The sequence below is a fragment of the Limnospira indica PCC 8005 genome (genome assembly GCF_000973065.1).
GTDB classification, from domain to species: domain Bacteria; phylum Cyanobacteriota; class Cyanobacteriia; order Cyanobacteriales; family Microcoleaceae; genus Limnospira; species Limnospira fusiformis.
Window position 1 is genome coordinate 3977361 of sequence record NZ_FO818640.1, and the last position, 23278, is coordinate 4000638.

The window sequence follows — 23278 nt, forward strand, 5'->3', positions numbered from 1 at the left end:
TCCTGCCTGACTTTTGCTATATTGACTACGTTGGGTCAATTGACCTCTGTTGGGTTTCACCCAACCTACGTTGGGTCAATTGACCTCTGTTGGGTTTCACCCAACCTACTACTCTCTTTGTTGGGTTTCACCCAACCTACTACTACTCTCTTTGTTGGGTTTCACCCAACCTACGTTGGGTCAATTGACCTCTGTTGGGTTTCACCCAACCTACTACTCTACTACTCTCTTTGTTGGGTTTCACCCAACCTACATTTTCCGTTTCACCCAACCTACTACTCTCTTTGTTGGGTTTCACCCAACCTACATTTTTGTCAAGGGTCAATATTTATTTATGTCATTTTATTTAACTCCTAGCTTCTGGTCAGGAGTCGGTAATATCAAATGGATAGGATAAGCAGCATCACTGATATGGATAGCGTAAGCGGCTTGTAAATATTGCTCATATTCAGGATTATTAGTTATGTGGGTTTGGAAAAATGCTACACTTAGACTTTTCATATATCCCCGAGAAATTTCTGTGGCTGGACGAGTTAAACCTCCTAAGTTGGGTATGGCTTCAGCCGTGTATTGATTCATATCAAAAAAGTGACTATCTTTTTCTTTAAAGACTAAATATCGGTGGGAATTGGTTAACCAATTAAAAGCTGGGATTTGTTCTAATACTGCTGGTGCTAATATATCCAAGCCACTGGCTACCATCATCACCGGGATTTGGATTTGATTGATGCTTGCTTCTCCTAAGATACTACTATTTAGAGGGTTTATCAGTAAGATAGCATTAACTCTTTCATCTCTCAAGTTGGTGTCGGTTTGCGGTAATTCTAGGGCGCGACACTGGAGAAATAAGGCAGGATTAACGGAAAAGTTATCTTGATTGCAGTCGATTTTCAGTTGTGCAAAATTCAGCGGCGCACCCCCTAAGACTAAAGCTGTATAGCCTCCGAGAGAATGTCCGAGAACTCCGACATTATCCAAGTTAAGGCGATCGCTTAAATCTCCACGATTTAATGATTCCAGATAATCTAATACTTGGGAAATGTCAAGGGGTCTGTCTATAAATTCTCGCGGGTTAAACATATCTGATACTTTCCCAATTAACAAGTCTTGGAATTGCTGAAAATCGCTACCAGTGTGCTGAGGAACAGCTACGGCGAAACCATAGGAGGCTAAATGGCGCGCGAGGTATTCAAAGCGACTGCGGTCTGATGCTAAACCATGAGATATGATTAAAGTGGGGATATTACTATCAGTAGTTTCCGGGAGGTATAAATCAAAATTAAATTGGCGATCGCGAATTGAATCACTAACTCTATAGGTGTATTTAGAACTTGGAAAATTTCCGGGTTTTCGTAAGTCGCGCCATTGACTAAAATCAATATTTCCAGCAGTTTGTCCTTGGGAAGATGCCAGTCTTTTGATGTCGGCAATTATATCATTAGTTGACTCAATTAAAATCGCTACATTAGTTAATGCTTGTAAAGCCTCATTTAGGTTCATATAAATACTAGGACTAGGAAACTCTCGCATCATATCAATGAGGGTAAATCCGTCGGGGAGACTACTGGCTGATACCATGGCATTTCGGATGGCATCTGCGCCATTAGCACCGGGTTCGGTTTCGATAATATCTCCCATCTGAATTAAAAAATCTGCTACCATCGGAGAACTCAATAAATGCCTGATTTCGGCATCACTAAACTGATAACGTCTCGCTAATATGTCCCGCAGTTGTGTCTGGATTTTGGGACTCAATAAATTGGCGACATTATCTAACTTGTGATTTTCGGAATGGTCGGGCGGATTTTCGATATAAGTTTCTAAAACATCGACAGGTATAGAAACATCTCTATTTCCGATGGAAAAACGCAAAAAATCAGCGGCTTGAGTGGGGGTAGCGATCGCTACCAGGGTGGAGACCCCTAGAGCGATCAACTTGAGACCAAGTATTATATAATTGGGCTGCATTAGTATTCTCAGTGTGAAACTTAGGATGAGACAGTGGTTCAGTTTTTGATAAAATCAAGACTCTGCAACCTGTAATCCCTAAACCTACAAACAATTATGGCAGTAACCACCCAACAATTAATCGATTGGAAACAGCAGGGACACCAAATTACCATGCTAACTGCTTATGAGTATGCGATCGCCAAAATTATCGACCAAGCAGGTATTGATATTATTCTAGTCGGTGATTCCCTAGCCATGGTCGGTTTAGGTTACGAAACCACCCTACCGCTAACCCTTGAGGAAATGTTGCACCACGCCAAAGCAGTGCGTCGGGCGGTGGTAAGATCCCTATTGGTAGTGGATTTACCATTTTTGACCTACCAGGAAAGTCCCCAACAGGCGATTCATTCAGCCGGACGGGTATTGAAAGAAACAGGAGCATCCGCCGTAAAGTTAGAAGGGGGCTATGATGAAATGGCTAATACAGTCAGCGCCTTAGTCAAAGTGGGTATTCCCGTTATGGGTCATGTCGGCTTAACTCCCCAGTCTGTACATCAATTGGGAGGGTATCGCCAACAAGGTAAAACCACAGTGGCAGCAGAACGTATTTTATCAGAAGCGATCGCCTTACAACAAGCGGGAGCCTTTGCTATAGTCCTGGAACATATCCCCAAGGACTTGGCGGCGGAAATTACCCAACAACTAACCATTCCCACTATCGGTATTGGCGCGGGTCCTTACTGCGACGGACAAGTGCTGGTAACCTCTGATATATTGGGATTAACCCCCTGGCAACCACCCTTTGCCAAAAAATACGCTAACCTGCACGATACCATTACCAACGCCGTGACACAATTCTGCACAGAAGTTCAACAAGGGAAGTTTCCCTAATGACCACCTCGACCAGACCCCTGATTATTGGCGTTTCCGGTGCTTCGGGACTCATTTATGCAGTCCGCGCCTTAAAATACCTGCTACAAGCCGATTATGCTATCGAATTGGTAGCCTCCAAGTCTTCCTACATGGTATGGCAAGCGGAGAATAATTTGCAAATGCCTGGAGATAGCGCGCGCCAGGAGTTATTTTGGCGACAACAAGCCGGGGTGGAAACCGGGGGAAAACTGCGTTGTCATCCTTGGCAGGATGTAGGCGCTAATATTGCTAGTGGTTCCTTTCGCACTATCGGTATGATCGTCATTCCCTGTAGTATGAGTACAGTGGCTAAAATTGCCCAAGGTCTCAGTTCCGATTTACTTGAACGGGCGGCAGATGTACAATTAAAAGAAGGTAGAAAATTGGTAATTGTGCCACGGGAAACTCCCCTAAGTCTTATCCATCTGCGAAATTTGACTACTTTAGCAGAAGCAGGCGCGCGGATTGTCCCGGCTATCCCCGCTTGGTATCATCATCCCCAAACTATTGAGGATTTGGTAGATTTTGTGGTAGCGCGAACCCTCGATCAATTTGAGATTGATTGTGTACCTTTGCGTCGGTGGAAACCTGATGAATTCTGAGGGAATTTCCTAATTAGTTATTGATATTTTCGATTTCGATGGGGTTATTTATGTGATGTCTGGAAAAAGTGCGATCGCTATTTTGATTATAGTCGGTGGTTTGATATTGTTCACCATACAAAATCTTTCCCCCGCCATATCTTTAGTATTTTTAGGGATGCAATTACCCACTTTACCTTTGTCGGTGTGGCTACTAATTGCCCTCTTCATCGGTATATTCACCTCTCTGATGATTGCCAGTTTATTCCAACTCTCTTACACCCCCTCTCCGTCACGTCCTCAAGCCAGTAAAAAACCTATACAACCATCCCCCCAACCTAACCCACCTGATCCAGCAATTCCCCCGTCACCACAAGCCGATGATTCGGAGTGGGATAATTTGCAATCTGAACTAGAATTAGAACCGGAAAATCAACCCCCTATCCCTACCCCCAAAAATCAATCCCCCAAAACTCACAAAAATAGTGATGATTGGGAAACCGAAGTCCGCCAAGTTAGCGATAGTTGGGATGAAAATGATAGCGATCGCCAAAATGAACCAGAAACCCCACCCGTTAGACAAACTACCCCCAAACCATCAGAATCAGAATCCTGGAATAAACGCGATATCAATCCCCTAAACTCTCCTAATACTGATGAAGATTGGGATAATTTACCTCCCCAGAATGCACCAACCACCCCCACTTCTCCACCCCCAGAAAACACCCCCACCACCACTCCCACACCCCCAGAAAACACCGGAAAAACCTTTGAAGTACAGCAACAACCTCAAAAAGAATCCTGGTCAGGTTCCGTCTATTCCTTCAATTATAAAGACGGTCAAAATTCCGGTGCTGGTCGTACCGAATCAGTTTATGATGCAGACTATCGCCTAATTAATCCCCCTTCTCCCCCTACCAAAATTCAATCTGATGAGGAAGATTGGGGTTTTGATGATGAGGATGAAATCGGCTAAAATTATCTAGCTAGTTATGATCACTTTCGGACTTTTAGACAATCTCATGGTTTTAGAACAAATACAAGGAATTAACATCTATTTAATTGGTATGATGGGGGCGGGAAAATCTACGGTAGGTCAGATATTGGCTAATCGATTAAGCTATAAGTTTTTTGATACCGATGTTTTGATTAGCCAAGTGGCGGGACAAGCCATTCCCGAAATTTTTGCCACCCAGGGGGAGGAAGAATTTAGGAACTTAGAATCTCAAGTCCTATCTAGTCTTTGTGCTTATCAACATTTAGTGGTAGCTACTGGGGGAGGGGTTGTGATTAAACGGACGAATTGGAGTTATTTAAGACATGGTATCATTGTCTGGTTAGATGTTCCAACTCATTGCTTATATGAACGTCTGAAAGGAGACACAACCCGACCTCTACTACAACACCCAGACCCCCTCACTCGCCTCGATAATATCCTGGAAACTAGGCGACATCTTTATCAACAAGCCGATATTTATATTGCTATCAATGAGGATGAAAAACCCTCAGAAATTGCCGAACAAATTATTACTAAAATCCCTAATATCCTCAAGCAGACTGAATCACACCTTAATTAATTATTATAGATGGGTTTCTCTCCCAGATTTCCAGAAACCCGGTTTCTTTGAGAAACCGGGTTTCTTAGCCGATAAGGTTTCTCAGCCGATAAGAATTATCAATTACCCAATCAAAACTCAATATCGGGGGAATTTTGCGATCGCCATAAAGCCCTAACTAATTGAATTTCCCCATAACTGTAGGCTTTTCCTAGATGTTCATAAATTGTTGTTAGGTGTTCATCTCCCAAAATAGCGATCGCTTCTAAAATCACCTGTTGTCGTTCAGGAGATACCAATGTATTAATATCGATATCGCCATAATTGTTAGCAATTAAATCCGCCAAATGACCATAAATCGTAGTAGATTTTAAGCCTCTCTGATAAGCGATCTCTTCCACATTTAAACCCTGCTTAAATAACTCCCAGGTTTGCAGAACAGTAGGGGAGACATGATACCACTTAGAGATAGATGATGATGAAACAGCAGGTAATGGCGGTTTAGTAGGCTTGAGGGGAATACCTTGTTCCAGACAATATTGATGGATAGCATTTAAGAACTGCTGACCATAATGTTGAACCTTATAAGCAGTCACCCCAGAAAGTCTCAACAGATCCTGTTTAGTTTGGGGACGTTCTCGCGCCATTAACCCCAAAGTCGAATCGGAAAAAATCTTATAGGGAGCAATATCATTTTGGTCAGCCAGTTGTTTACGAACTTGACGGAGATGCTCTAATAACATTTTAACATCCGCCGCCATAGACCAAGTTTGTTGTGGAAGTTGGCGATCGCGTACCACCGCAATTTTGACTTCCCGCTGTCTTTTCATCACCTCCCAACTGAGGTTATTTAACTTCAAAATAGAATAGCCATCATTAGTCTGGTCTAACAGTCCTTGATGCAAAAGCGATCGCGCCAACATTTTCCACTCATCAACAGTCCGGTCTCGTCCTATATTATAGGTGGAAAGTTTATCATGTCCCCTACTCAAAACCCTTTGATTTTTAGCACCCCGCAACACATCAATAATATAACTCATCCCAAACCTTTCCCGACACCGCGCCACACAGGATAGAAACTTCATTGCTTCCACTGTCCAATCTTCCATAGGTCGTTGATGGCAACAATTATCACAGGTGCCACAATTACCGGGAAATTCCTCTCCAAAATAGCGCAGTTGAATGCGGTGCCGACACTCGGTAGACTCAGCATAATCAATTACCTGTCGCAACTGTTGGCGCGCAATTCTTTGTTCATCAACATCAGGCTTTTGCTCAATCAAATATTCAATGGTTTTCATATCCCCATAACTAAAAAATAGCAGACATTGAGCCGGTTGCCCATCCCGTCCAGCACGTCCTGACTCTTGGTAATAGTTTTCCAAACTTTTCGGTAAATCGTAGTGTATAACGAACCGGACATCTGGCTTATCTATACCCATACCGAAGGCGATAGTAGCCACGATAATTCGGACATCATCTCGGATAAAACGGGTATGACTTTCTAGGCGATCGCTATCCGCCATTCCCGCATGATAGGGGAGGGCTTGGATATTATGATGTTGTAATTTTAATGCGACTTCTTCCACCCTTTTCCGACTGGAACAGTAAATAATTCCTGAACCCGACATAGATTCAATTACTTTTAATAGTTGAGTGAACCGTTTTTTCGGTTGTTTAGGGATTACCTGATAGTAGAGATTAGAACGGTAGAAACTGGCGACGTGAACATAAGGTTGTTTGAGGACAATTTGTTTAATTATATCAAATCTGACCCGTTCCGTAGCCGTAGCCGTGAGAGCGATCGCTGGAACGTGGGGATAACGCGATCGCACCTGTTGAATTTGTCGATATTCTGGTCGAAAATCGTGACCCCAATCTGAGACACAATGAGCTTCATCAATTACCAGAGTTGATATGCCAAATGCCGCCTCAAGGCGGTCTAAAAACTCTAAAAACTGAGGAGATAGTAACCTTTCCGGTGCTACATAAAGCAGCTTAATTTGACCTTGTAGAATAGCTGACTCTCGCTGACGCGCTTCGTGAATATCTACGGTACTATTCAGAAATGTCGCCCCAATACCATTATCTTTTAGCGCTTCTACCTGGTCTTGCATTAAAGCGATTAAAGGCGAAACCACCAATGTCAGACCGGGTTTCAAGAGAGCGGGAAGTTGAAAGCACAGGGATTTTCCACCCCCTGTAGGCATAATCGCGAGTACATCCCGCTTTTGCAGCACTTGTTCTATAATCTCCTGTTGTCCTGGTCTAAAGCTGTCATAGCCAAAATACTGTTTAAGGCATTGTTGGAGGGATTGAGGTTGCGCTAGAGGTGGCGGAAAACTTGACATAACTTCACTGATTCCATTGACTGCTAAGGTGGACTTATTCGGTGGGTTACGGATAATCCCTTAGTTTATCTCATTTTATGATCAGTTCCAGTTGATCATAGGCTGGCGCTTAATTCCAGCCCCCTATTGAGAAACCGGGTTTCTTATGATGTATGATTAATTATAAGGTAGAATAGCATCATCCAAATTAACCCGTTTTAAAATAGCGCCGTTCAGGTTAGCGCCTCGCAAATTCGCACCGCGTAAATCAACTGAGTGTAAAATAGCGCCGTTCAGGTTAGCGCCTCGCAAATTCGCACCTCTTGCGTCGATGTTTTCCCAAACAGATTTTCTGAGATTAGCGAATCGCAAATCAGCCCCCATTAATTGGGAATTAGTGAACTTCACCCCCCAGAAATAAGACCCATTTAAATGGCTATTAACCAAGTTAGTACCATAAAAATTAGCTTGATAGCCGATCGCATTTATCAAAACCGCCTCATGGAAATTAGCGTGACTCAAATTAGCCTGATTCAAATTAACCGCCGCTAAATTCGCCTGGGTAAAATTCCCCCGTCTTAGGTTTGCGCCATTCAAATTAATCCGACGGGCGATCGCCTCTCGAAATTCCACCCCAATTAAATTAGCATTTCCCAAATCCGCATCAGTCAAATTCCCATCAGATAAATTAGCCCCCAGTAAAACCGCCCCCATTAAATTAGCCCCTTGCAAATCACCACCTTCCAGGTTGGCACCTGCTAAATCAGCCCCCATTAAATTAGCCAACCTCAATTTAGCACCCCTTAAATTAGCGCCATGAAGATTAGCCCCCTCTAAATTCACCCCTTCCAGGTGAAAACCAGAGAAATTAGCCTCTTGTAAATCCGGTGCGATCGCCGCATTTTCGCGCCGCCAAAACTCCCATTTCACCACACCCCGCCTCAAGATTGCCAATTGTTCAATATTAGCCATAATAACCCCCCTATTCCTCACTCCTTACTTTCCGCAAATAAGGTATCGCGACCATAAACATTAGCGATCGCATTTAAAGCCGCCGCCGACCCCGCCAAAATATCCTGTTCATTTCCACCCAGATACAAACGTCCAAAACTCCCCACCGCTTGCACCTGTAGAATATTAATCAAAGCCGCCTTTTCCGCCTCATTCGCAGCCAAAGCAGCATAAGCCGCTGGTTGCACCTCTAAAACATATAAAGTTTGTTTAGCCAGCAACAACTGTCCCCGGCGAGTCCGATTAATCAATTGTGCCTGGTGAGGGTCAATATTGCGAATAATTTGACTAGAGACCACACGCGGCTTGAGGCGATCGCTTTCTTGTACCCCCAAAGCATCCAAAATCGCCCTACCCGCCGTTAACGTATCTCCCTGGCGGCTAGAGTGAATTTCCAACAAACCATACAACCTTTCCACAAACTGAACACCAGGACGGACAGCCGTAGACTTTAAAGCCACATCAGTAATGCGGTTAATCTCAATTCCCGGTGAAATTTCAATCCACAGGGACGCATCCCCAGGTAACGGCAAAAACCCCAACGATACCGTCCCAATATAGGCAGCGTGTTGGGGCTGTAAATTGTCCAGATAAACATAACTTCGCAGTTCTACACCCAAAGTCAAACCTCTTTCCGAGTTCCTCCCCACATCAAGAACAGGAAAACCCCCTGATGTGAAGATGCCAAGCCTAACCATTGTACCCCTTAGCGTCACACAAAAGTTAGGCTCTCAACTACCTACCTGACAACATCCATACTGCTAATCAGCAATTCCTGGCGGGTTTTTCCACAGGGTTCAATGCTTTCGCAATCATTAACATTTTGCAGTGAATATTTTAGGGAAACCCGACGATTGATGAATTGATTAGCCTTAGCACAAATATCGAAAGTTGCGCCTAACTGGTGTTCCCGGTTCATCTGATCTTTAAGGGTCACATAGCACATAATGTCCCCCTGAACGATATTAGTAACTTGTCCCATTTGCGGTTGCTCATTGCTGGCCTGTCGTGCTATATATGCCTGTAATTCAGCCGTGCGATTGGTGGTCATCTTAGTGAGACAGTTGGTGAACAGCAGACCCTCTAAAGTCCCCCCCAACGCTTCCGCCGATTCAAATCTACAATTCGTGTCGCGGAATTGAATCCAAGCGCGTTGTGCTGCAATCAGGCGCTGTCTTTCCTCCCCTTGCACTTTCGGGGTCAGTTGTTGGTAAACTTCATTCAGTTTGCGATCGGCTACTCGATAATCATCATCAGCACATTTTTTCATTTCAGCCATGGAACCCTTAGGGTTACACTGTATCCCTTGGGCTACATGAGTTTCCGCCACTTCTGAGTTAGTAGCGCCAGGGAAAGCCAGGAAAGCAGCAAAGATAGCCGTAGCAATTTTGTCAAGCATAGTGGGTAGGTGTTAGTGAATTGGTGAACTTGTATGTATGTAAACTATCCTTTCTGACTACAGATATCAGCTTGAAAAGTGCCACCTTCTTAACTGGTGGCGTTTTTCCTGACCTTTCCCGCTTCTTGGCGCTGAAATTCTCTCTGTAGTCATAACAACTTCTGAAACTGCCACATCGGTGGTAGGAATTATCTATAATCAATGCCCCTCACCCGATCATACCTGATATGCTATCTTAGCTGTCAACGTGCTTTCTACTTGCTCCATCGATCTCCACGATATGAATATATGTAAAGTTTTGCCTCAAAAATTGCTCACCCTGATTTCTGGTAGTTTGTTTCTCTTGGTTATCGGCTGCGATATTGTACCCAGTGCTAGGGTTGAACCCATAGACCCAGAGAAACTCACCGCTTTAACCAAACCCCCCAAACCCTATACCCAGTCAGCTTTATTAATTGCCGTTGGCGATATTATGATGCACGGACCACAAATTAGGTCCGGTTATAATCCCAGCACAAACACTTATAATTATGACCCTTTTTTTACAGAAGTTAGCGACATTCTCCAAACCGGAGATTGGGTAATTGGGAACTTAGAAACTACCCTAGCAGGTTCAGCAACCGGATATACAGGTTATCCCTTATTTAATGCACCGGATACCCTCGCAGATGCCCTGAAAAATGCCGGATTTAATATTTTAACCACAGCTAACAATCACTCCCTAGACCGTCGCGAAGCTGGTTTATTAACAACTCTGGAAAATGTCAGAAGTAGAGGTTTGGTTCCCGTCGGTACAGCCGCCTCCCAGGAGGAAGCAGACACCATTACTGTGATTGAAAAGAATGATATATCAATGGCGTTTTTTGCCTATACCTACGGCACTAATGGCATTCCTATCCCTAGGGGAAAGGATTATTTAGTTAACTTAATTGATGAAGCGAAAATCATCCAAGATATTCAGAAAGCGCGAGAATTAGGAGTTGATATAGTTACTGTGGCTTTGCATTTTGGCACCGAATATCAACGCCAGCCGAATGCTGAACAAAAACGACTGGTCGCCAGTTTGGTTAATGCGGGTGCGGATATTATTTTAGGTAGTCATCCCCATGTGGTTCAACCCTATCAAATTTTTGATATCACCGAGGAAGATGGTACTATCCGCCAAGCTGTGGCTATTTACTCAATGGGGAATTTCATTTCTAATCAGCGGGGGAATTATCGGGATGTGGGAGTTATTTTTAAGGTGAGAATTAACAAGAATTTTCCTGATGAAACTATAGAAATTGCTGAGGTGATAGCTTTACCCACTTGGGTGCATCGATACTCACTTCATGGCAAACTCAATTATCGTGTTTTGCCTTTAGAATCATTGTTAAATAGTCAGGATAACCCCCTACTAACTAGCCGTGATTATTCTCAACTAGCCAGATATTTAGACGAAATGAATCGCCATCTTACCTCCTTACTGCCGACATCTTCTCTGGTGGGTCAGAACCGGTAAATCACGATAATCACGGGATAACTGACTATCAAAACTTAGCGCGAATGGTAAAAGAATAATCGCCGCCTGGTTCAAGTTTATAGTCCCACTTTTCCAGAAATCGTCCTAGGGGTTCTTGGATTAAAGCGCGACCCTGGGAGGGTCGAATAACTAAACTTTTACGTTGTCTAAATCGCCATTGAAATTGCCATACATAGTCCCCGGCGCTGACATCTCCTTCGAGAATACCAGACTGCCAGGACTGACGGGTAATGCGGATATGGGCATTGGTTTCGGGTAAAGGATCTCTAGCATGAGTCACTGGCAACCTCCTGGGATAATGCAGGAAATTCAGATTCTGGACATTAGTCAACACTGCGACTATTGTAGAGGCTCATAGCTTTTTCTACTCCATCTTCTAGGGCTAATTCTATGGCTTCTAATACCTGTTGTAACAGTTTATCCATAGTCTGGCGCTCATTAGGGGGAAATTTACCCAGGACGTGGGAGATGGTTTCTCGGTCGTGGTTAAGGACTGCGGCTTGGGGTTTATCAATTCCCAGGCGCAGGCGAGGGAAATTTTGAGTCCCTAAATGAGCGATCGCCGATTTCATGCCATTATGTCCCCCAGCGGAACCGGACAGCCGCAGGCGCAGCCGTCCTACTGGTAAATCCATGTCATCATAAATCACTAACACGGATTCCGGGGGGAGTTTGTACCAGTCCACCACAGACCGAATAGCTTGACCTGACCGATTCATGTAGGTTAAGGGTTTCAGGAGATACAGCTTGTCATGCGATCGCATCTTAGCCTCACCAAATACCCCCTGAAACCGACGGTTTTCCGACAGGGTAGCCCCCCACTTGTCAGCCAAAAAATCGACGGCTTCAAAGCCAATATTGTGGCGGGTACGGTCATATTTTGACCCCGGATTACCTAAACCTACAATTAATTGTGGTATTAAAGCCATTGCAGAGGACAAAATTGCTGCTAAGAATTATCACTTTCGGAGTTAGTATTTTGGGGGCGAGTAGCAGCTTGGATCTGTTCTGCTTCTCGATTAAACTCGGTCTTAAATTCCTGGGAGGCTTCTTGAAACTTGCGGATCGCCTCTCCTAAACTGCGACCCATTTCGGGTAATTTTTTCGGACCAAAAATCAAAAGTGCTAATACCAGGATGACTGCCATCTCTGGTAAACCCATGCCAAAAATATTCATTTAATGTCTCCAGTAGTTGGGAAGTCGCCTAGGGTATAGGGCTAAAAATATGGCGATCGCCAGTGAAATATGATTCCCAGGGAGAGTCGCCCTAAGCCATGAGACCAACCAGACCCGAAATCCATAGCGATCGCCAATTGATCCAGTTCATAGATTGGCGCCTGATACATTTACGCGACATTTATCCGGTTGTTCCCGGACAATGCGACGATAGCACTATTACCCGTTAAAGTAACAGAGGCGGTATCCCGCAAAGCTTTTAGAAAGATTCCAAAAGCACCGTTCCAGTCCCTGGGTAGAGTGAACCCGCACTCCGGACATCGGAACACTTTTGAGCCACTTAGCTGGGAATGAACATGACCACAGTGAGTACAGGTTTTGCTGGTGTATTCTTCGGTCACATCTACAACTGTTCAGTTATTTCCGCGCTTATGTCTCAGGGTTAGTTTGAATCGATAATGCGCCCATGTTAGCATGGCGCGGGCAGTCTTAGACCTGATTTTCCGCTTCACCTGACTGGCTATATTGGAAGTCTCGAAGGTGAGCCAAAAAATCAGGCTGTGTTATGGGATGGTCAGGGATGCGACCCAATCAACCAAGGGGTTGAAGTCCTCACCGGGTAGTTATTTCGCCCATTTCAGCTCTATTTCATACCCGAAGGTCTCGCACCATACTTGGTATGGTAGCGCATCGCCCTAATTGGTTCAACTAATCTGCGATTAAATTAAGCTCTCCCGGACTCTCAACTTAGCGAGTTAGGTTGGCCCAGTCCACGCTAACATTTTCGAGAATCAGTGAGGAGTTATAGATCTGTAGGATAATCAACAGAAACACGAAGAATAACCCCATAAAAACCCCCATCAGGGGAGTAGTACCCCAACCGGGGGCAACCTTACCATATTCTGAGTTAAGGGGTCTGAGTCGATCGCCTAACCAAGTTCTTTGTGCCATAAGTCACCTTATCAATGGGTTGAACAGCAAATTTTAATGTTTCGTAATATTATATAAGAACAAGGCTCATAATTGAATCAAATCTCATGGAACCTGCAATAGCTCTTAACATTTCCCTAGCTGCTACCGTAGTAGCGATCGCTGCCTATGCCATTTATACCGCCTTCGGTCCTCCTTCAGAAGAACTCAGTGACCCCTTTGAGGATCACGAAGACTAATTGAGGCAGCAGCATTCCGAGTATAAACCACTGTAGCCCGGTCCGTTGATAGTGCAAGATCTGATAGGATCGAGACTCTACAACCTTTTAGACAAGACCAGTATGGGCAACACATTTGGGCATTTATTTAGGATCACCACCTTCGGTGAATCCCACGGTGGGGGGGTTGGAGTCATCATCGATGGCTGTCCTCCCCGCCTCTCCCTGGACATCTCAGAAATCCAACAGGAATTAGATCGTCGCCGACCCGGACAAAGCAAAATTACCACCCCTCGCAAAGAAAGCGACACCTGCGAAATCCTCAGTGGGGTATTTGAAGGGCAAACCCTAGGAACCCCGATCATGATCATGGTCAAAAATAAAGACACCCGTCCCCAGGATTATGATGAAATGGCGAAAAAATATCGCCCCTCCCATGCCGATGCCACCTATGATGGTAAATATGGGATTCGCAATTGGCAAGGCGGCGGTAGGTCTTCCGCTCGTGAAACTATTGGTAGAGTAGCAGCAGGTGCTATAGCTAAAAAAATCCTCAAACAGGTCGCCAATGTCGAAATCATCGGTTATGTCAAACGCATCAAAGACCTAGAAGCAGCGATCGATCCGGCAACGGTTACCCTTGAGCAAGTCGAAAGCAATATAGTCCGCTGTCCTCACCCCGACAGGGCGCAACAGATGATTCAACTAATTGAAGACATCAGAGACCAGGGGGACTCCATTGGTGGGGTAGTCGAATGCGTAGTTCGTAACGCTCCTACTGGACTAGGTTCGCCAGTATTCGATAAACTAGAAGCAGACCTAGCCAAAGCTGTCATGTCCCTACCCGCTAGTAAGGGTTTTGAAATCGGCTCTGGTTTTGCTGGTACTCTGCTCACAGGTAGTCAACATAATGATGAATTTTATATTGATGACACTGGAGCCGTCCGCACCCTGAGCAATCGTTCCGGCGGTGTCCAGGGGGGAATTTCTAACGGAGAACTGATAATTTTGCGAGTTGCCTTCAAACCAACTGCTACAATTCGTAAAGAACAGAAAACTGTCACCCGTGAGGGCTCCGAAACCACTCTGGCAGCAAAAGGACGACATGATCCTTGTGTTTTGCCCAGAGCGGTTCCTATGGTAGAAGCAATGGTTGCCTTGGTACTCTGTGACCATCTATTGCGCCATCACGGTCAGTGTAGAACTTTAAATCCTGAAGATTAAAACATGGAAACCATCACACCATCTTCTGTGTTGGCAACTGGTCGAGATAACCCAGACTCCTGTGATCAAAATCCCGATGATTTTGTGGTGGAGTTTTGGGGAGTTCGCGGCAGTATCCCCACCCCAGGAAAAGACACTATCCGCTATGGCGGGAATACCTCTTGTTTGGAAATGCGTATTGCCGGAAAAAGGCTGATTTTTGACGGTGGTACTGGGTTGCGGTCCTTGGGTGATTCCCTAGTCGCACAAATGCCTATGGAAGCCTATATGTTTTTTACCCATTACCACTGGGATCATATCCAGGGTTTCCCCCTGTTTACTCCGGCTTTTACCCCAGGGAACTGCTTTCATATCTATGGCACTATCCCCCCAGATGGAGAATCGATGAAAAAGCATTTCATCGATCGCGTACTTCATCCCAACTCCCCCATTCCCCTGAGTGGGTTACAGGCAGATCTGAGGTTTTATGAATTGAAACCGGGGGATACTATGATGCTTGATGATATCAAGATTGAAACCGGACAACTTAATCACCCTAATACGGCTATGGGGTATCGTGTTACTTGGCAAGGACGAACTGTGGTCTACTGTTCCGATACAGAACATTTGCCTGATGGGTTGGATGAGAATGTGCTGGAATTGGCTCAGGGGGCTGATATCCTTATTTATGATGCTATGTATACTGATGAGGAATATCATAATCCTAAATCTCCCAAGGTGGGTTGGGGACATTCAACCTGGCAAGAAGCAGTCAAAATCGCTGAGGCGGCGGATGTGGCACGGGTGGTGATTTTTCATCATGACCCTAGCCACTCAGATGATTTCCTTGACCAAATTGAACATGAAGTTCAGGCGGTTTTTCCCAAGGCAATTATGGCTCGTGAAAGGTTGATTTTGCCTGTGGCTAGTTAGCGATCGCTTTCCATAGTCTCGGAGTTAGTCTCGGAGTTAAACATTTCCAACAATCGCTCAAATTGGAAGTTTTCCACAATGCTGGTTAAGGCTTCAGCTAAATCTGAATGCTCTGGGGGCATTTGTTTGATCAAAGATAAGATCATCAGATCATTTCCTAATTGAGCAGCATAGTGGATTTGCTCTAACCATTCTGCTGGCATCATGGCGAAGGTTTCTGGATTTATGGCTAAATGGTCATGGTTTTTAGGTGCGGAAGTAGCTACCGCTGTAGAGGCGATCGCATTGGGTTCAGGAGTTTGGTATTTGACCCCTAAATATTTAGTCAGGGTTTCTAAAACTTGTTCCCGCCGAAATGGCTTACTGATAAAGTCATCACACCCGGCATTAATGCAGTTTCGTCTTTGTTCAGTAAAGGCACTGGCTGTAATAGCAACAATTACCGGAATTGTATCAACTTCAGCCTGTTTAATATATTGGGTTGCCTCAAACCCATCTATCACTGGCATATGCATATCCATAAAAATTAAGTGGGGATGCCACTGTTGCCAAATGGCGATCGCTTCCTGTCCATTTTCCGCTTCCTGAACCTCAAAACCCACATCCTGCAATAGTGTAGTTAGTAATAACCGATTAACTGGGTTATCTTCCACCACCAAAATTCGATAGTCTTCTTGTCCCCGTGCTAACCGACAAGCCTGATTTAATTTACTTTCGGATTCATCAACCATCTGGTCGGCCACACCCACAGGAATTTGGAAACTAAAACAACTACCCTCACCCGGTTTACTACTTACCTTAATTTCACCCCCCATTAAGTTAACAAATCTCTGAGATATCACTAATCCTAGACCCGTTCCCTGTTGCGATTCTCGACCCGCTTTGGTTTGCTTAAATGCCTGGAATAGGTCATTAATTTCCTCTGATGCAATACCGCATCCAGTATCTATAATCTCAAACAGCAAGTAGGTATTACTCACCCAATCCTCATCAGATAAACCTAGGTCTTCATCAACTCCACCAACTGACACCCTTAAACTAACTTCCCCGTCCTGGGTAAACTTAATAGCATTACTAATTAAATTAACCAAAACTTGGCGCAATTTACTTTCATCAGTCCTCACGAATTTCGGCACCGACTCTTCCACCTGAAAATTGAGAGTTAATCCCTTCGACTCAGCCTTGAGTTGTAACATCACTTGAATGGCTGGCAAACAGCGTTTAATGTCAAACTCAGTCGGGTTACAAGTAATCCGTCCCGCCTCAATTTTTGACATCTCTAAGACATCATTAATTAACTCTAGTAAATGTTGACCACTTTGATTGACAATTTTAATATATTCTTGATGTTTAGCTGCTAAAGTGCGATCGCGTTGTAGCAATTGAGTAAAGCCTAAAATTGCATTAAGGGGAGTGCGAAGTTCATGACTCATATTAGCCAAAAACTCACTTTTAGCGCGGTTAGCCACATTAGCAGCATCCGCAACCCGCTTCAACTCCGCCGCCTGTTGCTGAGTTTGTGCGAACAATTCCGCCTGTTTCACAGCCACCCCCAACTGATTAGCAATTTGACTAACCACCTTAGATTCTGCCGCTTTCCATTCTCGAGGACTATCATTTTGATACACACACAATAATCCCCAAAGTTGATATCCTTGAAAAATCGGACTAATAATATATGACCGGATTTGAAATTGTTCTAAAAATCGCAGGTAGCAATCCGAAAAATCAGCCTTGTAAATGTCTTCAATACAACAACAACTCTTTGACCGTGAGTAAAAACCTCCCTGGGTTTCTTGTAAGTAAGTATCCTCAATTAATTCGTGGGAAGAACCTAGCTTTTTAACAATACAATTTTCTTCATCTACCGTATTCTGTGTAGTCACTTCTTCTCCCTTATTTGCGGTCAGAATTTTCCGCCATCCCGGACTCACAGACTCTTTGATGATTACCCCACTCCAGTCAGAATTGAACCGATAAATTAGGGCGCGATCTACTTCAATTACCTGACGCAATTCATTAACAGTCGCCTGAAAAATCACCTCCAAATTTAAACTTTGTCGCATTTGTGAAATCACGCGATTAATAGCTCTCTCTTGGTCTGCCATAAGTTGCATAGCTATTTCTGTAGCCATACGCTCCTGAATTTGATTTTCTAGGGCAATATTAATATTTTTGAGAGCTGATGTCCGTTCCTCAACCCTCACTTCTAGATCTTCATAGGCTTTATTTTTCGCTTCTTCTGCCCATTTTCTTTGTAGTTCTGTAGCTGCCCTCGATGCGAAAATACTCAGGACAGCGTGTGCTAATTCATCTTGGACTAAAGGTTTCACGTCTAAGATAGATAAAATCCCGATCGCTTTCTGATTTTGAGCCATTAATGGAATGCCTAAATAACTGTGAGCATTCAACTCTTGGAAATATTTATTGTCTGGGAAAATTTGTTGTAAATTGTCTGGATAAAAGCAAACTTCTTGAGTATCCAAAACTATCCGACAAGGACTATTTTGTAATTCATATTCATCATGATCGGCAAAATTATCCTGAGACCAAAAAGCCAGATTTCGTAATTTTATCGGTTCCTGATCGCTGACAATTTCCGTCACCAATACATAGGGTATATCTAAACATCTAGCCAGGTTCTGCGCTAAAGCCGGGAAAAAATCCGCCCCAGTTACTGATGCCGTACCCATCACAATTGCCCGCAAAATTTCCTCGGTTTTTTCTCTCTCTTGAATCTGCTTTTTCAGCTCATTATTAACCGCTTCTAATTTTTCAGGAGTTTTTAATGACAAAAAATAGGGTAATATTTTCAGTAACACTAGGGCTGTATATACCGAGACTAAAGCAGTTATGGCTCGTTCAAATCCCGACCACCAATAATTAGGAAACCACAGAGTCCAAATGTCGAAACCATGACCAATACCGCAGAGAATAATAAACGCACTAAATAGCTTAAAAATATTTAAAAATGGCAGATCATTGCGTTTATTGACGAAGTAAATTAGCATCGCCGGAATTGAGAAATAGGCAATGACAATTAACCCGTCACTGATGACATGAAGTGCCACCAAGGAAGGTTGCCACAGGTAACAATGACCGTGAGCTATATAAAAATTGGGTTTCCAAAAATACTCCAATAACTCTGGCACTGTTCTCTTCTCCGAAACAAGCTGCTCAAATTAGACGGCAAAACTTTATAGTATGCCAATGCTACCTTTAATATGTACCTAATATGTACTTAATATGTACCTATAATATTGTAGCGTTGATGAACGACCAGCCTTGATAGATCATCTTTAAACTACTAATTTTCCCAGCCGCCAATATCAAAAAACACTTTGATTGAGAAATTCCAGATAAGACTGGCTAAGTTCCTTTACCGCTAACTCATAGAGTTTTTTGCCATGGTCAGGGGTAGCTAGACTGGGGTCTGAACCCATGCGACCGTCGGGATAGTTATGGCGAAAGTTAGCGGCACCATAGATGGGATGACCTTTAGCAACATTAGGGTTGAGGGATGCTTTTTTAATGGACTCTGGATATAGGTACTGGGTAACTGCGACCTCGCTGGGGGTAGCGTGGGAACCTTCACTCTGCCCATAAAGTTCTTTAGCTAGTTTATACACTGATGGACACATAAACCAGTTACCAACCCGGCAACGAATGCGATCGCTATTTGCTAAGTTAAGATCAGCTAAGTGGGCATAGGTTTCCGAAAAGGCAGCTTTGAGGGTGGCAATATTCCCCCCATGACCGTTAATAAAGAAAAATGTCGTAAACCCACTTTTTGCCAAAAATGTGATATAATCCTTGATTACCCTAATCAAGGTACTAGGTTGTAAACTGATGGTTCCTGGAAAAGCAGTATGGTGGAGTGCCATACCCACATTTAACGTAGGACCGACTAAGGCTTGGGTAGCCTCCCCGACCCCTTTAGCGATCGCTTCAGCACAAATGGCATCAGTGCCAATTAACCCCGTCGGTCCGTGTTGTTCAGTTGATCCAATCGGTAGGATAATCCCTGTAGACTGCTGGAGGTAAGCCTCCACTTCCGGCCATGTGCTTAGGTGTAACAGCATTTATTTGTGTATTTTTATAAATTTATTAGACACTAGCAACACCATTTTAACCAAATCCCATAGCTTAACCAAAACATTACTTTTCCTTTACCTAAAGTTAACCCATCTCAAATACGATGGAACATAGCTCCACTAATGATCCACGAACATTCAACAACACCGGGCAGATTGGGGGTGGAAACTAATGTTTAACAACCTGGCCATTAAGCCAGAGTCAGAGACAAGTGAGGTGCTTGCGGGTCGGGTCAACCCCGACCATAAGGTTGTCATTGTCAGACACTCACAACTCCTCAAACTCATAAATAATGGAGAACATACCTTTGTCGGATGGATGGTGATAGATTAATTTTCCTCAAAACTAGCCAACTTGGGGGTTAATCTTCTAAGTTTTGACAAACATCATCATTCACCCAGGAATAAATACTTATGTTTTCCCCAGATTTGAGTAAGAAGTCTTACCGCTCAGATGTCATAGATAATGGACATATCTTGTTGCTGGAAAATGAGGAGCCGTGGCGGGATATATTATCCATTGCTTTGGAAGAACAAGGCTATAAAATCATGATTGCCCAAGACAGCCGAGATGCCCTGCCTTCTATTTCCAATACAGGAGCAGTTACCGGAGAGTTTCCCTTTAGCCTTCTCATTCTAGATGCAACCAATGGTTTAGATCTGTGTCGTATGTTACGGCATCATGGTCAATCTGTGCCAATTTTGATTATTGGCAACAAAGAAAACGCCAACAATTGTGCATTTTATTTAGAAGCAGGGGCGGATGATTACCTGACCAAACCCTTCAGTATCCGTGAATTTATCGCTCGGTGTCGTGCGTTAATCCGTCGCCAAAGAATAGGGAAATTTCCAGGACCTGTGATGCTTCAATATAAAGATATCATCCTATATCAAGAAGAATGTCGGGTGATAGTTCGGGGTGAGGAAGTTCAACTCTCACCTAAACAGTTTCGTTTGCTAGAGTTATTTTTGAGTTATCCCCGTCGAGTTTGGTCTCGTGAACAACTTTTAGATGTAATTTGGGGTACAGATTTTGTGGGGGATAGTAAAACTGTGGATGTTCATATTCGCTGGTTGCGAGAAAAGTTAGAAGTTGAACCCAGTAAACCAGAATATATCATTACAGTTAGAGGGTTTGGTTATCGGTTTGGTTAAAATTATCCAAGGTTTGAGAAATAGGCAGATTTATGGCTTCTTGTAATCGTCGGGATTTTTTGCTGTTTATTACTGCGGGTATGGGGGCGGCGGCTTTGAAAGGCTGTGAGCAACCATATCGGAGCAATTTTCTGGGTTCATCAACTACAGAAACACCCTCGTTTGCCCCTAGTTTTAAATCGGTCAAAGGTCCTATGCCTTTACCGACCTATGAGCAAATCAGCGGTGCAGACCATCAAGCTATATCCCGAAAATATGGTAAGTACGAGGTAATTGATGATTTGGTACTTCCCGAAGGGTTTACCTATGATGTAATCGCCAGTTGGGGAGACCCGGTGGGTGATTCTCGGTGTGGGTATAACAATGATTATCTGTCCTTTGTACAAACTGGTGAAAATCAAGGTTTTTTGACTGTTAACTTTGAGTATATTAGCGGTACCTGGGGACAAAATTACGAGGAAGTGATAGGGATATCCTTACCTATTGCGGTGGTTAAACAGGCTTTAGAGGCTGCCCAAAGCCAGAGTATTGATGCTTTTTCTTTGCCGGGAAAAGACCCTCTCAGACAAGCAATTCTGGAGATTTCTAAAGAAGGGTTAATCGATATGGGAATGGGGGTAATTTCCCTCGGTCGAGATAGTGAGGGGAAATGGGTACGGACTTACTCATCTGTCGATCGCCGCATTACCGGAATTTCTGGTTGGACTGATGGACGCTATCTCAAGGCTACAGGTCCAGCGGTGGCAGTTTTTCGCCAGGGGGGACGGGGTTATCACGATCGCCTCGGAGATAAAATTATTGGCACTTTTGCTAACTGTGCGGGGGGAACAACCCCTTGGGGAACAGTATTAAGTGCCGAGGAAAACTTCCAGAGTTTTGTCACCGAATCAGTACATCCCGATGGTACATCTTTTTCCCCTTCAGAGACTCCCTTTTCTACCACCAGGGGTCTGGGTAACGTCTTAGGACTAGCTGGGAACAAATATGGTTGGATTGTAGAAGTGAATCCAGCCGACCCGGAAGATTATGGGACCAAACATACTTGGCTGGGTCGGTATCGCCATGAAGCCGTTGGTGTCAGGGTAACAGCCGGAAAACCTCTAGCCTTCTATTCGGGATGCGATCGCCGTAGTGGACATTTATATAAATTTGTCAGTAGTGACCGGGTAATTGATCCAAGCGATCGCCAAAATTCTCGGCTATTGACCAGCGGAATGCTATACGCCGCCAAATTGTACCCAGACGGAACCGGAAAATGGATTCCTATGGCTGCTAAAACAGCCGTTAACCCCGATCCAGCCAGTGTTCATATAGGGGGAGCCATAGCCTTACCATTGCGCCCAGAAGGGGGCAGTTTTGTGGCTACCACAGATGAAGAAGTCGAAGCCTTTAAGAAACAGTACAAAACCTTGGGAGATTTGTATTTAGGCGACTCGCAAACCCAACAGGGTGCTATCCTGGTTGATGCCCATTTAGCAGCTAGTGCCGCCGGGGCTACTTGTTGCGCCCGTCCAGAAGATACTATGATTGCTCCTGATGGTTCCTTATATATAGCATTCACCTCTGGAGGTGGCGATCGCAATGGTGAGGGACCAGATGGGCGGATTTTTCAAGGTCCAGGGGGAGTTATTCCCCATGACCCAGGATGGATAGTTCGTCTGATTGAGGATAATGGAGATCCGGACGCGCTGAGATTTCGGTGGGAAATGTGGGCAGCGGGTGGCGAAATTTTCCAAGGTGGGTTAGGATTTTGCAATCCAGATAATTTGGAGTTTGATAGCCAAGGTAATCTGTGGATGGTCACAGATATTAGCACTGGCTCTCAAAACAAATCCGTCCCCCCAGGTCGGGTAAATCAAGCCGGAGAACCCTTAGCATCGAGAGATTTAATGGGTATATATGGCAATAACTCCCTGTGGTGTTTACCAACCACCCCACCAGATGCGGGTCAAGCCTATCTGTTTGCGATCGGACCCATGGAATGTGAATTGTGCGGACCATTTTTTAGCCCCGATCAGCAAACTCTATTTGTGGCAGTACAACATCCGGGAGAGTATAATGGTAAGCGCCAAAATATGGCATCCCAATTTCGTGAGTTTGCCATGACTGGTCTGGATGGTCAGGAGTTTATCCAAACCCGTGAGGTTCCCATCGGCTCTAACTGGCCAGGTAAAAACCCCACAGACCCCCCCAAGCCCTCTATTGTGGCAATCCGTAGACAAAATTTGGGTGCGATCGTTTAATGTCAGCACCCCCGGCTGAAGCACGGGGGCTTCGTGCCCCCCTTTCAGGTAGCTGACCAGCTAT

At 44.3% G+C, this 23278-nt stretch carries 23 protein-coding genes and 1 pseudogene; 11 read left to right on the forward strand and 13 right to left on the reverse strand.

The features are described 5' to 3' along the window. Positions 1-342: 342 nt before the first annotated feature. A complete protein-coding gene (locus XZ46_RS17410; RefSeq protein WP_008051128.1) occupies positions 343-1968 on the reverse strand; it encodes an alpha/beta hydrolase in 1626 nt (541 codons plus the stop codon). Between the two features lie 96 nt (positions 1969-2064). Here XZ46_RS17410 and panB point away from each other — a divergent pair, with 96 nt between their 5' ends. The 4 genes from panB to XZ46_RS17430 are packed head-to-tail and all read left to right on the forward strand — an operon-like array spanning position 2065 to position 5020. Further along, a complete protein-coding gene (panB, locus tag XZ46_RS17415) occupies positions 2065-2841 on the forward strand; it encodes a 3-methyl-2-oxobutanoate hydroxymethyltransferase (RefSeq protein WP_006624583.1) in 777 nt (258 codons plus the stop codon). Beyond that, on the forward strand, positions 2841-3464 hold the full coding sequence (locus XZ46_RS17420; protein ID WP_006624582.1) for a flavin prenyltransferase UbiX: 624 nt from the start codon (positions 2841-2843) through the stop codon (positions 3462-3464). Before panB ends, XZ46_RS17420 begins: the two co-directional genes overlap by 1 nt. 55 nt (positions 3465-3519) lie before the next feature. After that, on the forward strand, positions 3520-4419 hold the full coding sequence (locus XZ46_RS17425; protein WP_008051129.1) for a LapA family protein: 900 nt from the start codon (positions 3520-3522) through the stop codon (positions 4417-4419). A gap of 16 nt (positions 4420-4435) precedes the next feature. Continuing rightward, positions 4436-5020, forward strand: a complete 585-nt coding sequence (locus tag XZ46_RS17430; protein ID WP_008051130.1) for a shikimate kinase — start codon at positions 4436-4438, stop codon at positions 5018-5020. A gap of 110 nt (positions 5021-5130) precedes the next feature. On the opposite strand, the gene recQ is transcribed toward XZ46_RS17430, so the two are convergent. The 4 genes from recQ to XZ46_RS17450 form a co-directional block, all read right to left on the reverse strand. Next, positions 5131-7350 carry a DNA helicase RecQ gene (gene recQ / locus XZ46_RS17435; RefSeq protein WP_008051131.1) on the reverse strand — a complete coding sequence of 740 codons (2220 nt, stop codon included), beginning with the start codon at positions 7348-7350 and terminating at the stop codon, positions 5131-5133. Between the two features lie 156 nt (positions 7351-7506). Further along, positions 7507-8301, reverse strand: a complete 795-nt coding sequence (locus tag XZ46_RS17440; RefSeq protein ID WP_008051133.1) for a pentapeptide repeat-containing protein — start codon at positions 8299-8301, stop codon at positions 7507-7509. A gap of 17 nt (positions 8302-8318) precedes the next feature. Then, positions 8319-8960 (reverse strand): beta-carboxysome protein CcmP, encoded by a 642-nt coding sequence (gene ccmP / locus XZ46_RS17445; RefSeq protein WP_008051135.1) that lies wholly within the window; start codon positions 8958-8960, stop codon positions 8319-8321. 119 nt (positions 8961-9079) lie between these two features. Continuing rightward, positions 9080-9739: a lysozyme inhibitor LprI family protein gene (locus XZ46_RS17450; protein ID WP_006624575.1), complete on the reverse strand. Its 660-nt coding sequence runs from the start codon at positions 9737-9739 to the stop codon at positions 9080-9082. Positions 9740-10019: 280 nt separating this feature from the next. On the opposite strand from XZ46_RS17450, the gene XZ46_RS17455 reads away from it, so the two are divergent. Further along, complete coding sequence (locus XZ46_RS17455; RefSeq protein WP_008051138.1) at positions 10020-11240, forward strand: CapA family protein; 1221 nt, start codon at positions 10020-10022, stop codon at positions 11238-11240. 28 nt (positions 11241-11268) lie between these two features. Here the strand turns inward: XZ46_RS17455 and XZ46_RS17460 are convergent, their stop codons facing one another. From XZ46_RS17460 to psbH, 6 genes and pseudogenes are all read right to left on the reverse strand, one after another. Further along, positions 11269-11541 (reverse strand): DUF3146 family protein, encoded by a 273-nt coding sequence (locus XZ46_RS17460; RefSeq protein WP_006624573.1) that lies wholly within the window; start codon positions 11539-11541, stop codon positions 11269-11271. Positions 11542-11584: 43 nt separating this feature from the next. Further along, positions 11585-12190, reverse strand: a complete 606-nt coding sequence (pth, locus tag XZ46_RS17465) for an aminoacyl-tRNA hydrolase (RefSeq protein WP_006624572.1) — start codon at positions 12188-12190, stop codon at positions 11585-11587. Positions 12191-12210: 20 nt separating this feature from the next. Continuing rightward, positions 12211-12438 (reverse strand): TatA/E family twin arginine-targeting protein translocase, encoded by a 228-nt coding sequence (locus XZ46_RS17470; RefSeq protein ID WP_006618394.1) that lies wholly within the window; start codon positions 12436-12438, stop codon positions 12211-12213. Between the two features lie 41 nt (positions 12439-12479). Beyond that, positions 12480-12608, reverse strand: coding sequence for a hypothetical protein (locus XZ46_RS37610; RefSeq protein WP_006624571.1), 129 nt, complete (start codon positions 12606-12608; stop codon positions 12480-12482). After that, positions 12609-13001 (reverse strand): annotated as a pseudogene (locus XZ46_RS30015) (zinc ribbon domain-containing protein); the annotation flags it as partial. It lies immediately after the preceding gene. A gap of 184 nt (positions 13002-13185) precedes the next feature. Further along, positions 13186-13389 (reverse strand): photosystem II reaction center phosphoprotein PsbH, encoded by a 204-nt coding sequence (psbH, locus tag XZ46_RS17475; protein ID WP_006618393.1) that lies wholly within the window; start codon positions 13387-13389, stop codon positions 13186-13188. A gap of 86 nt (positions 13390-13475) precedes the next feature. Here psbH and psbN point away from each other — a divergent pair, with 86 nt between their 5' ends. The 3 genes from psbN to XZ46_RS17490 all read left to right on the forward strand — a co-directional run bounded on the left by psbN (position 13476) and on the right by XZ46_RS17490 (position 15722). Continuing rightward, the gene (gene psbN, locus XZ46_RS17480; protein ID WP_006618392.1) at positions 13476-13607 is read left to right on the forward strand and encodes a photosystem II reaction center protein PsbN; all 132 of its coding nucleotides are present in this window, start codon (positions 13476-13478) and stop codon (positions 13605-13607) included. Positions 13608-13709: 102 nt separating this feature from the next. Continuing rightward, on the forward strand, positions 13710-14810 hold the full coding sequence (aroC, locus tag XZ46_RS17485; protein ID WP_008051149.1) for a chorismate synthase: 1101 nt from the start codon (positions 13710-13712) through the stop codon (positions 14808-14810). Between the two features lie 3 nt (positions 14811-14813). Next, positions 14814-15722, forward strand: a complete 909-nt coding sequence (locus XZ46_RS17490; RefSeq protein ID WP_006624569.1) for an MBL fold metallo-hydrolase — start codon at positions 14814-14816, stop codon at positions 15720-15722. Here XZ46_RS17490 and XZ46_RS17495 read toward each other — a convergent pair. Both XZ46_RS17495 and XZ46_RS17500 read right to left on the reverse strand, forming a co-directional pair. Then, on the reverse strand, positions 15719-18874 hold the full coding sequence (locus tag XZ46_RS17495; protein WP_008051151.1) for a response regulator: 3156 nt from the start codon (positions 18872-18874) through the stop codon (positions 15719-15721). The two genes, XZ46_RS17490 and XZ46_RS17495, sit on opposite strands and share 4 nt — an antisense overlap. A 177-nt stretch (positions 18875-19051) precedes the next feature. Further along, the gene (locus tag XZ46_RS17500) at positions 19052-19804 is read right to left on the reverse strand and encodes a creatininase family protein (RefSeq protein ID WP_006624567.1); all 753 of its coding nucleotides are present in this window, start codon (positions 19802-19804) and stop codon (positions 19052-19054) included. A 184-nt stretch (positions 19805-19988) separates the two neighbouring features. Here XZ46_RS17500 and XZ46_RS35475 point away from each other — a divergent pair, with 184 nt between their 5' ends. The 3 genes from XZ46_RS35475 (at position 19989) to XZ46_RS17510 (ending at position 23214) form a co-directional block, all read left to right on the forward strand. Further along, positions 19989-20150, forward strand: coding sequence for a hypothetical protein (locus XZ46_RS35475; protein ID WP_006670365.1), 162 nt, complete (start codon positions 19989-19991; stop codon positions 20148-20150). An 80-nt stretch (positions 20151-20230) separates the two neighbouring features. After that, entirely contained in the window at positions 20231-20971 is a 741-nt protein-coding gene (locus XZ46_RS17505) for a winged helix-turn-helix domain-containing protein (RefSeq protein ID WP_006670364.1), read from the forward strand. A 32-nt stretch (positions 20972-21003) separates the two neighbouring features. Continuing rightward, a complete protein-coding gene (locus XZ46_RS17510) occupies positions 21004-23214 on the forward strand; it encodes a PhoX family protein (RefSeq protein ID WP_008051153.1) in 2211 nt (736 codons plus the stop codon). The last annotated feature ends 64 nt before the right edge of the window (positions 23215-23278 follow it).

Bases quoted from the DNA above. Each gene is read 5' to 3' on its own strand.
- XZ46_RS17410 (WP_008051128.1), bottom strand. From the start codon at position 1,968: ATGCAGCCCAATTATATAATACTTGGTCTCAAGTTGATCGCTCTAGGG.
- panB (WP_006624583.1), top strand. From the start codon at position 2,065: ATGGCAGTAACCACCCAACAATTAATCGATTGGAAACAGCAGGGACAC.
- XZ46_RS17420 (WP_006624582.1), top strand. From the start codon at position 2,841: ATGACCACCTCGACCAGACCCCTGATTATTGGCGTTTCCGGTGCTTCG.
- XZ46_RS17425 (WP_008051129.1), top strand. From the start codon at position 3,520: ATGTCTGGAAAAAGTGCGATCGCTATTTTGATTATAGTCGGTGGTTTG.
- XZ46_RS17430 (WP_008051130.1), top strand. From the start codon at position 4,436: ATGATCACTTTCGGACTTTTAGACAATCTCATGGTTTTAGAACAAATA.
- recQ (WP_008051131.1), bottom strand. From the start codon at position 7,350: ATGTCAAGTTTTCCGCCACCTCTAGCGCAACCTCAATCCCTCCAACAA.
- XZ46_RS17440 (WP_008051133.1), bottom strand. From the start codon at position 8,301: ATGGCTAATATTGAACAATTGGCAATCTTGAGGCGGGGTGTGGTGAAA.
- XZ46_RS17450 (WP_006624575.1), bottom strand. From the start codon at position 9,739: ATGCTTGACAAAATTGCTACGGCTATCTTTGCTGCTTTCCTGGCTTTC.
- XZ46_RS17455 (WP_008051138.1), top strand. From the start codon at position 10,020: ATGAATATATGTAAAGTTTTGCCTCAAAAATTGCTCACCCTGATTTCT.
- pth (WP_006624572.1), bottom strand. From the start codon at position 12,190: ATGGCTTTAATACCACAATTAATTGTAGGTTTAGGTAATCCGGGGTCA.
- XZ46_RS17470 (WP_006618394.1), bottom strand. From the start codon at position 12,438: ATGAATATTTTTGGCATGGGTTTACCAGAGATGGCAGTCATCCTGGTA.
- XZ46_RS37610 (WP_006624571.1), bottom strand. From the start codon at position 12,608: ATGTATCAGGCGCCAATCTATGAACTGGATCAATTGGCGATCGCTATG.
- psbH (WP_006618393.1), bottom strand. From the start codon at position 13,389: ATGGCACAAAGAACTTGGTTAGGCGATCGACTCAGACCCCTTAACTCA.
- psbN (WP_006618392.1), top strand. From the start codon at position 13,476: ATGGAACCTGCAATAGCTCTTAACATTTCCCTAGCTGCTACCGTAGTA.
- aroC (WP_008051149.1), top strand. From the start codon at position 13,710: ATGGGCAACACATTTGGGCATTTATTTAGGATCACCACCTTCGGTGAA.
- XZ46_RS17490 (WP_006624569.1), top strand. From the start codon at position 14,814: ATGGAAACCATCACACCATCTTCTGTGTTGGCAACTGGTCGAGATAAC.
- XZ46_RS17500 (WP_006624567.1), bottom strand. From the start codon at position 19,804: ATGCTGTTACACCTAAGCACATGGCCGGAAGTGGAGGCTTACCTCCAG.
- XZ46_RS35475 (WP_006670365.1), top strand. From the start codon at position 19,989: ATGTTTAACAACCTGGCCATTAAGCCAGAGTCAGAGACAAGTGAGGTG.
- XZ46_RS17505 (WP_006670364.1), top strand. From the start codon at position 20,231: ATGTTTTCCCCAGATTTGAGTAAGAAGTCTTACCGCTCAGATGTCATA.
- XZ46_RS17510 (WP_008051153.1), top strand. From the start codon at position 21,004: ATGGCTTCTTGTAATCGTCGGGATTTTTTGCTGTTTATTACTGCGGGT.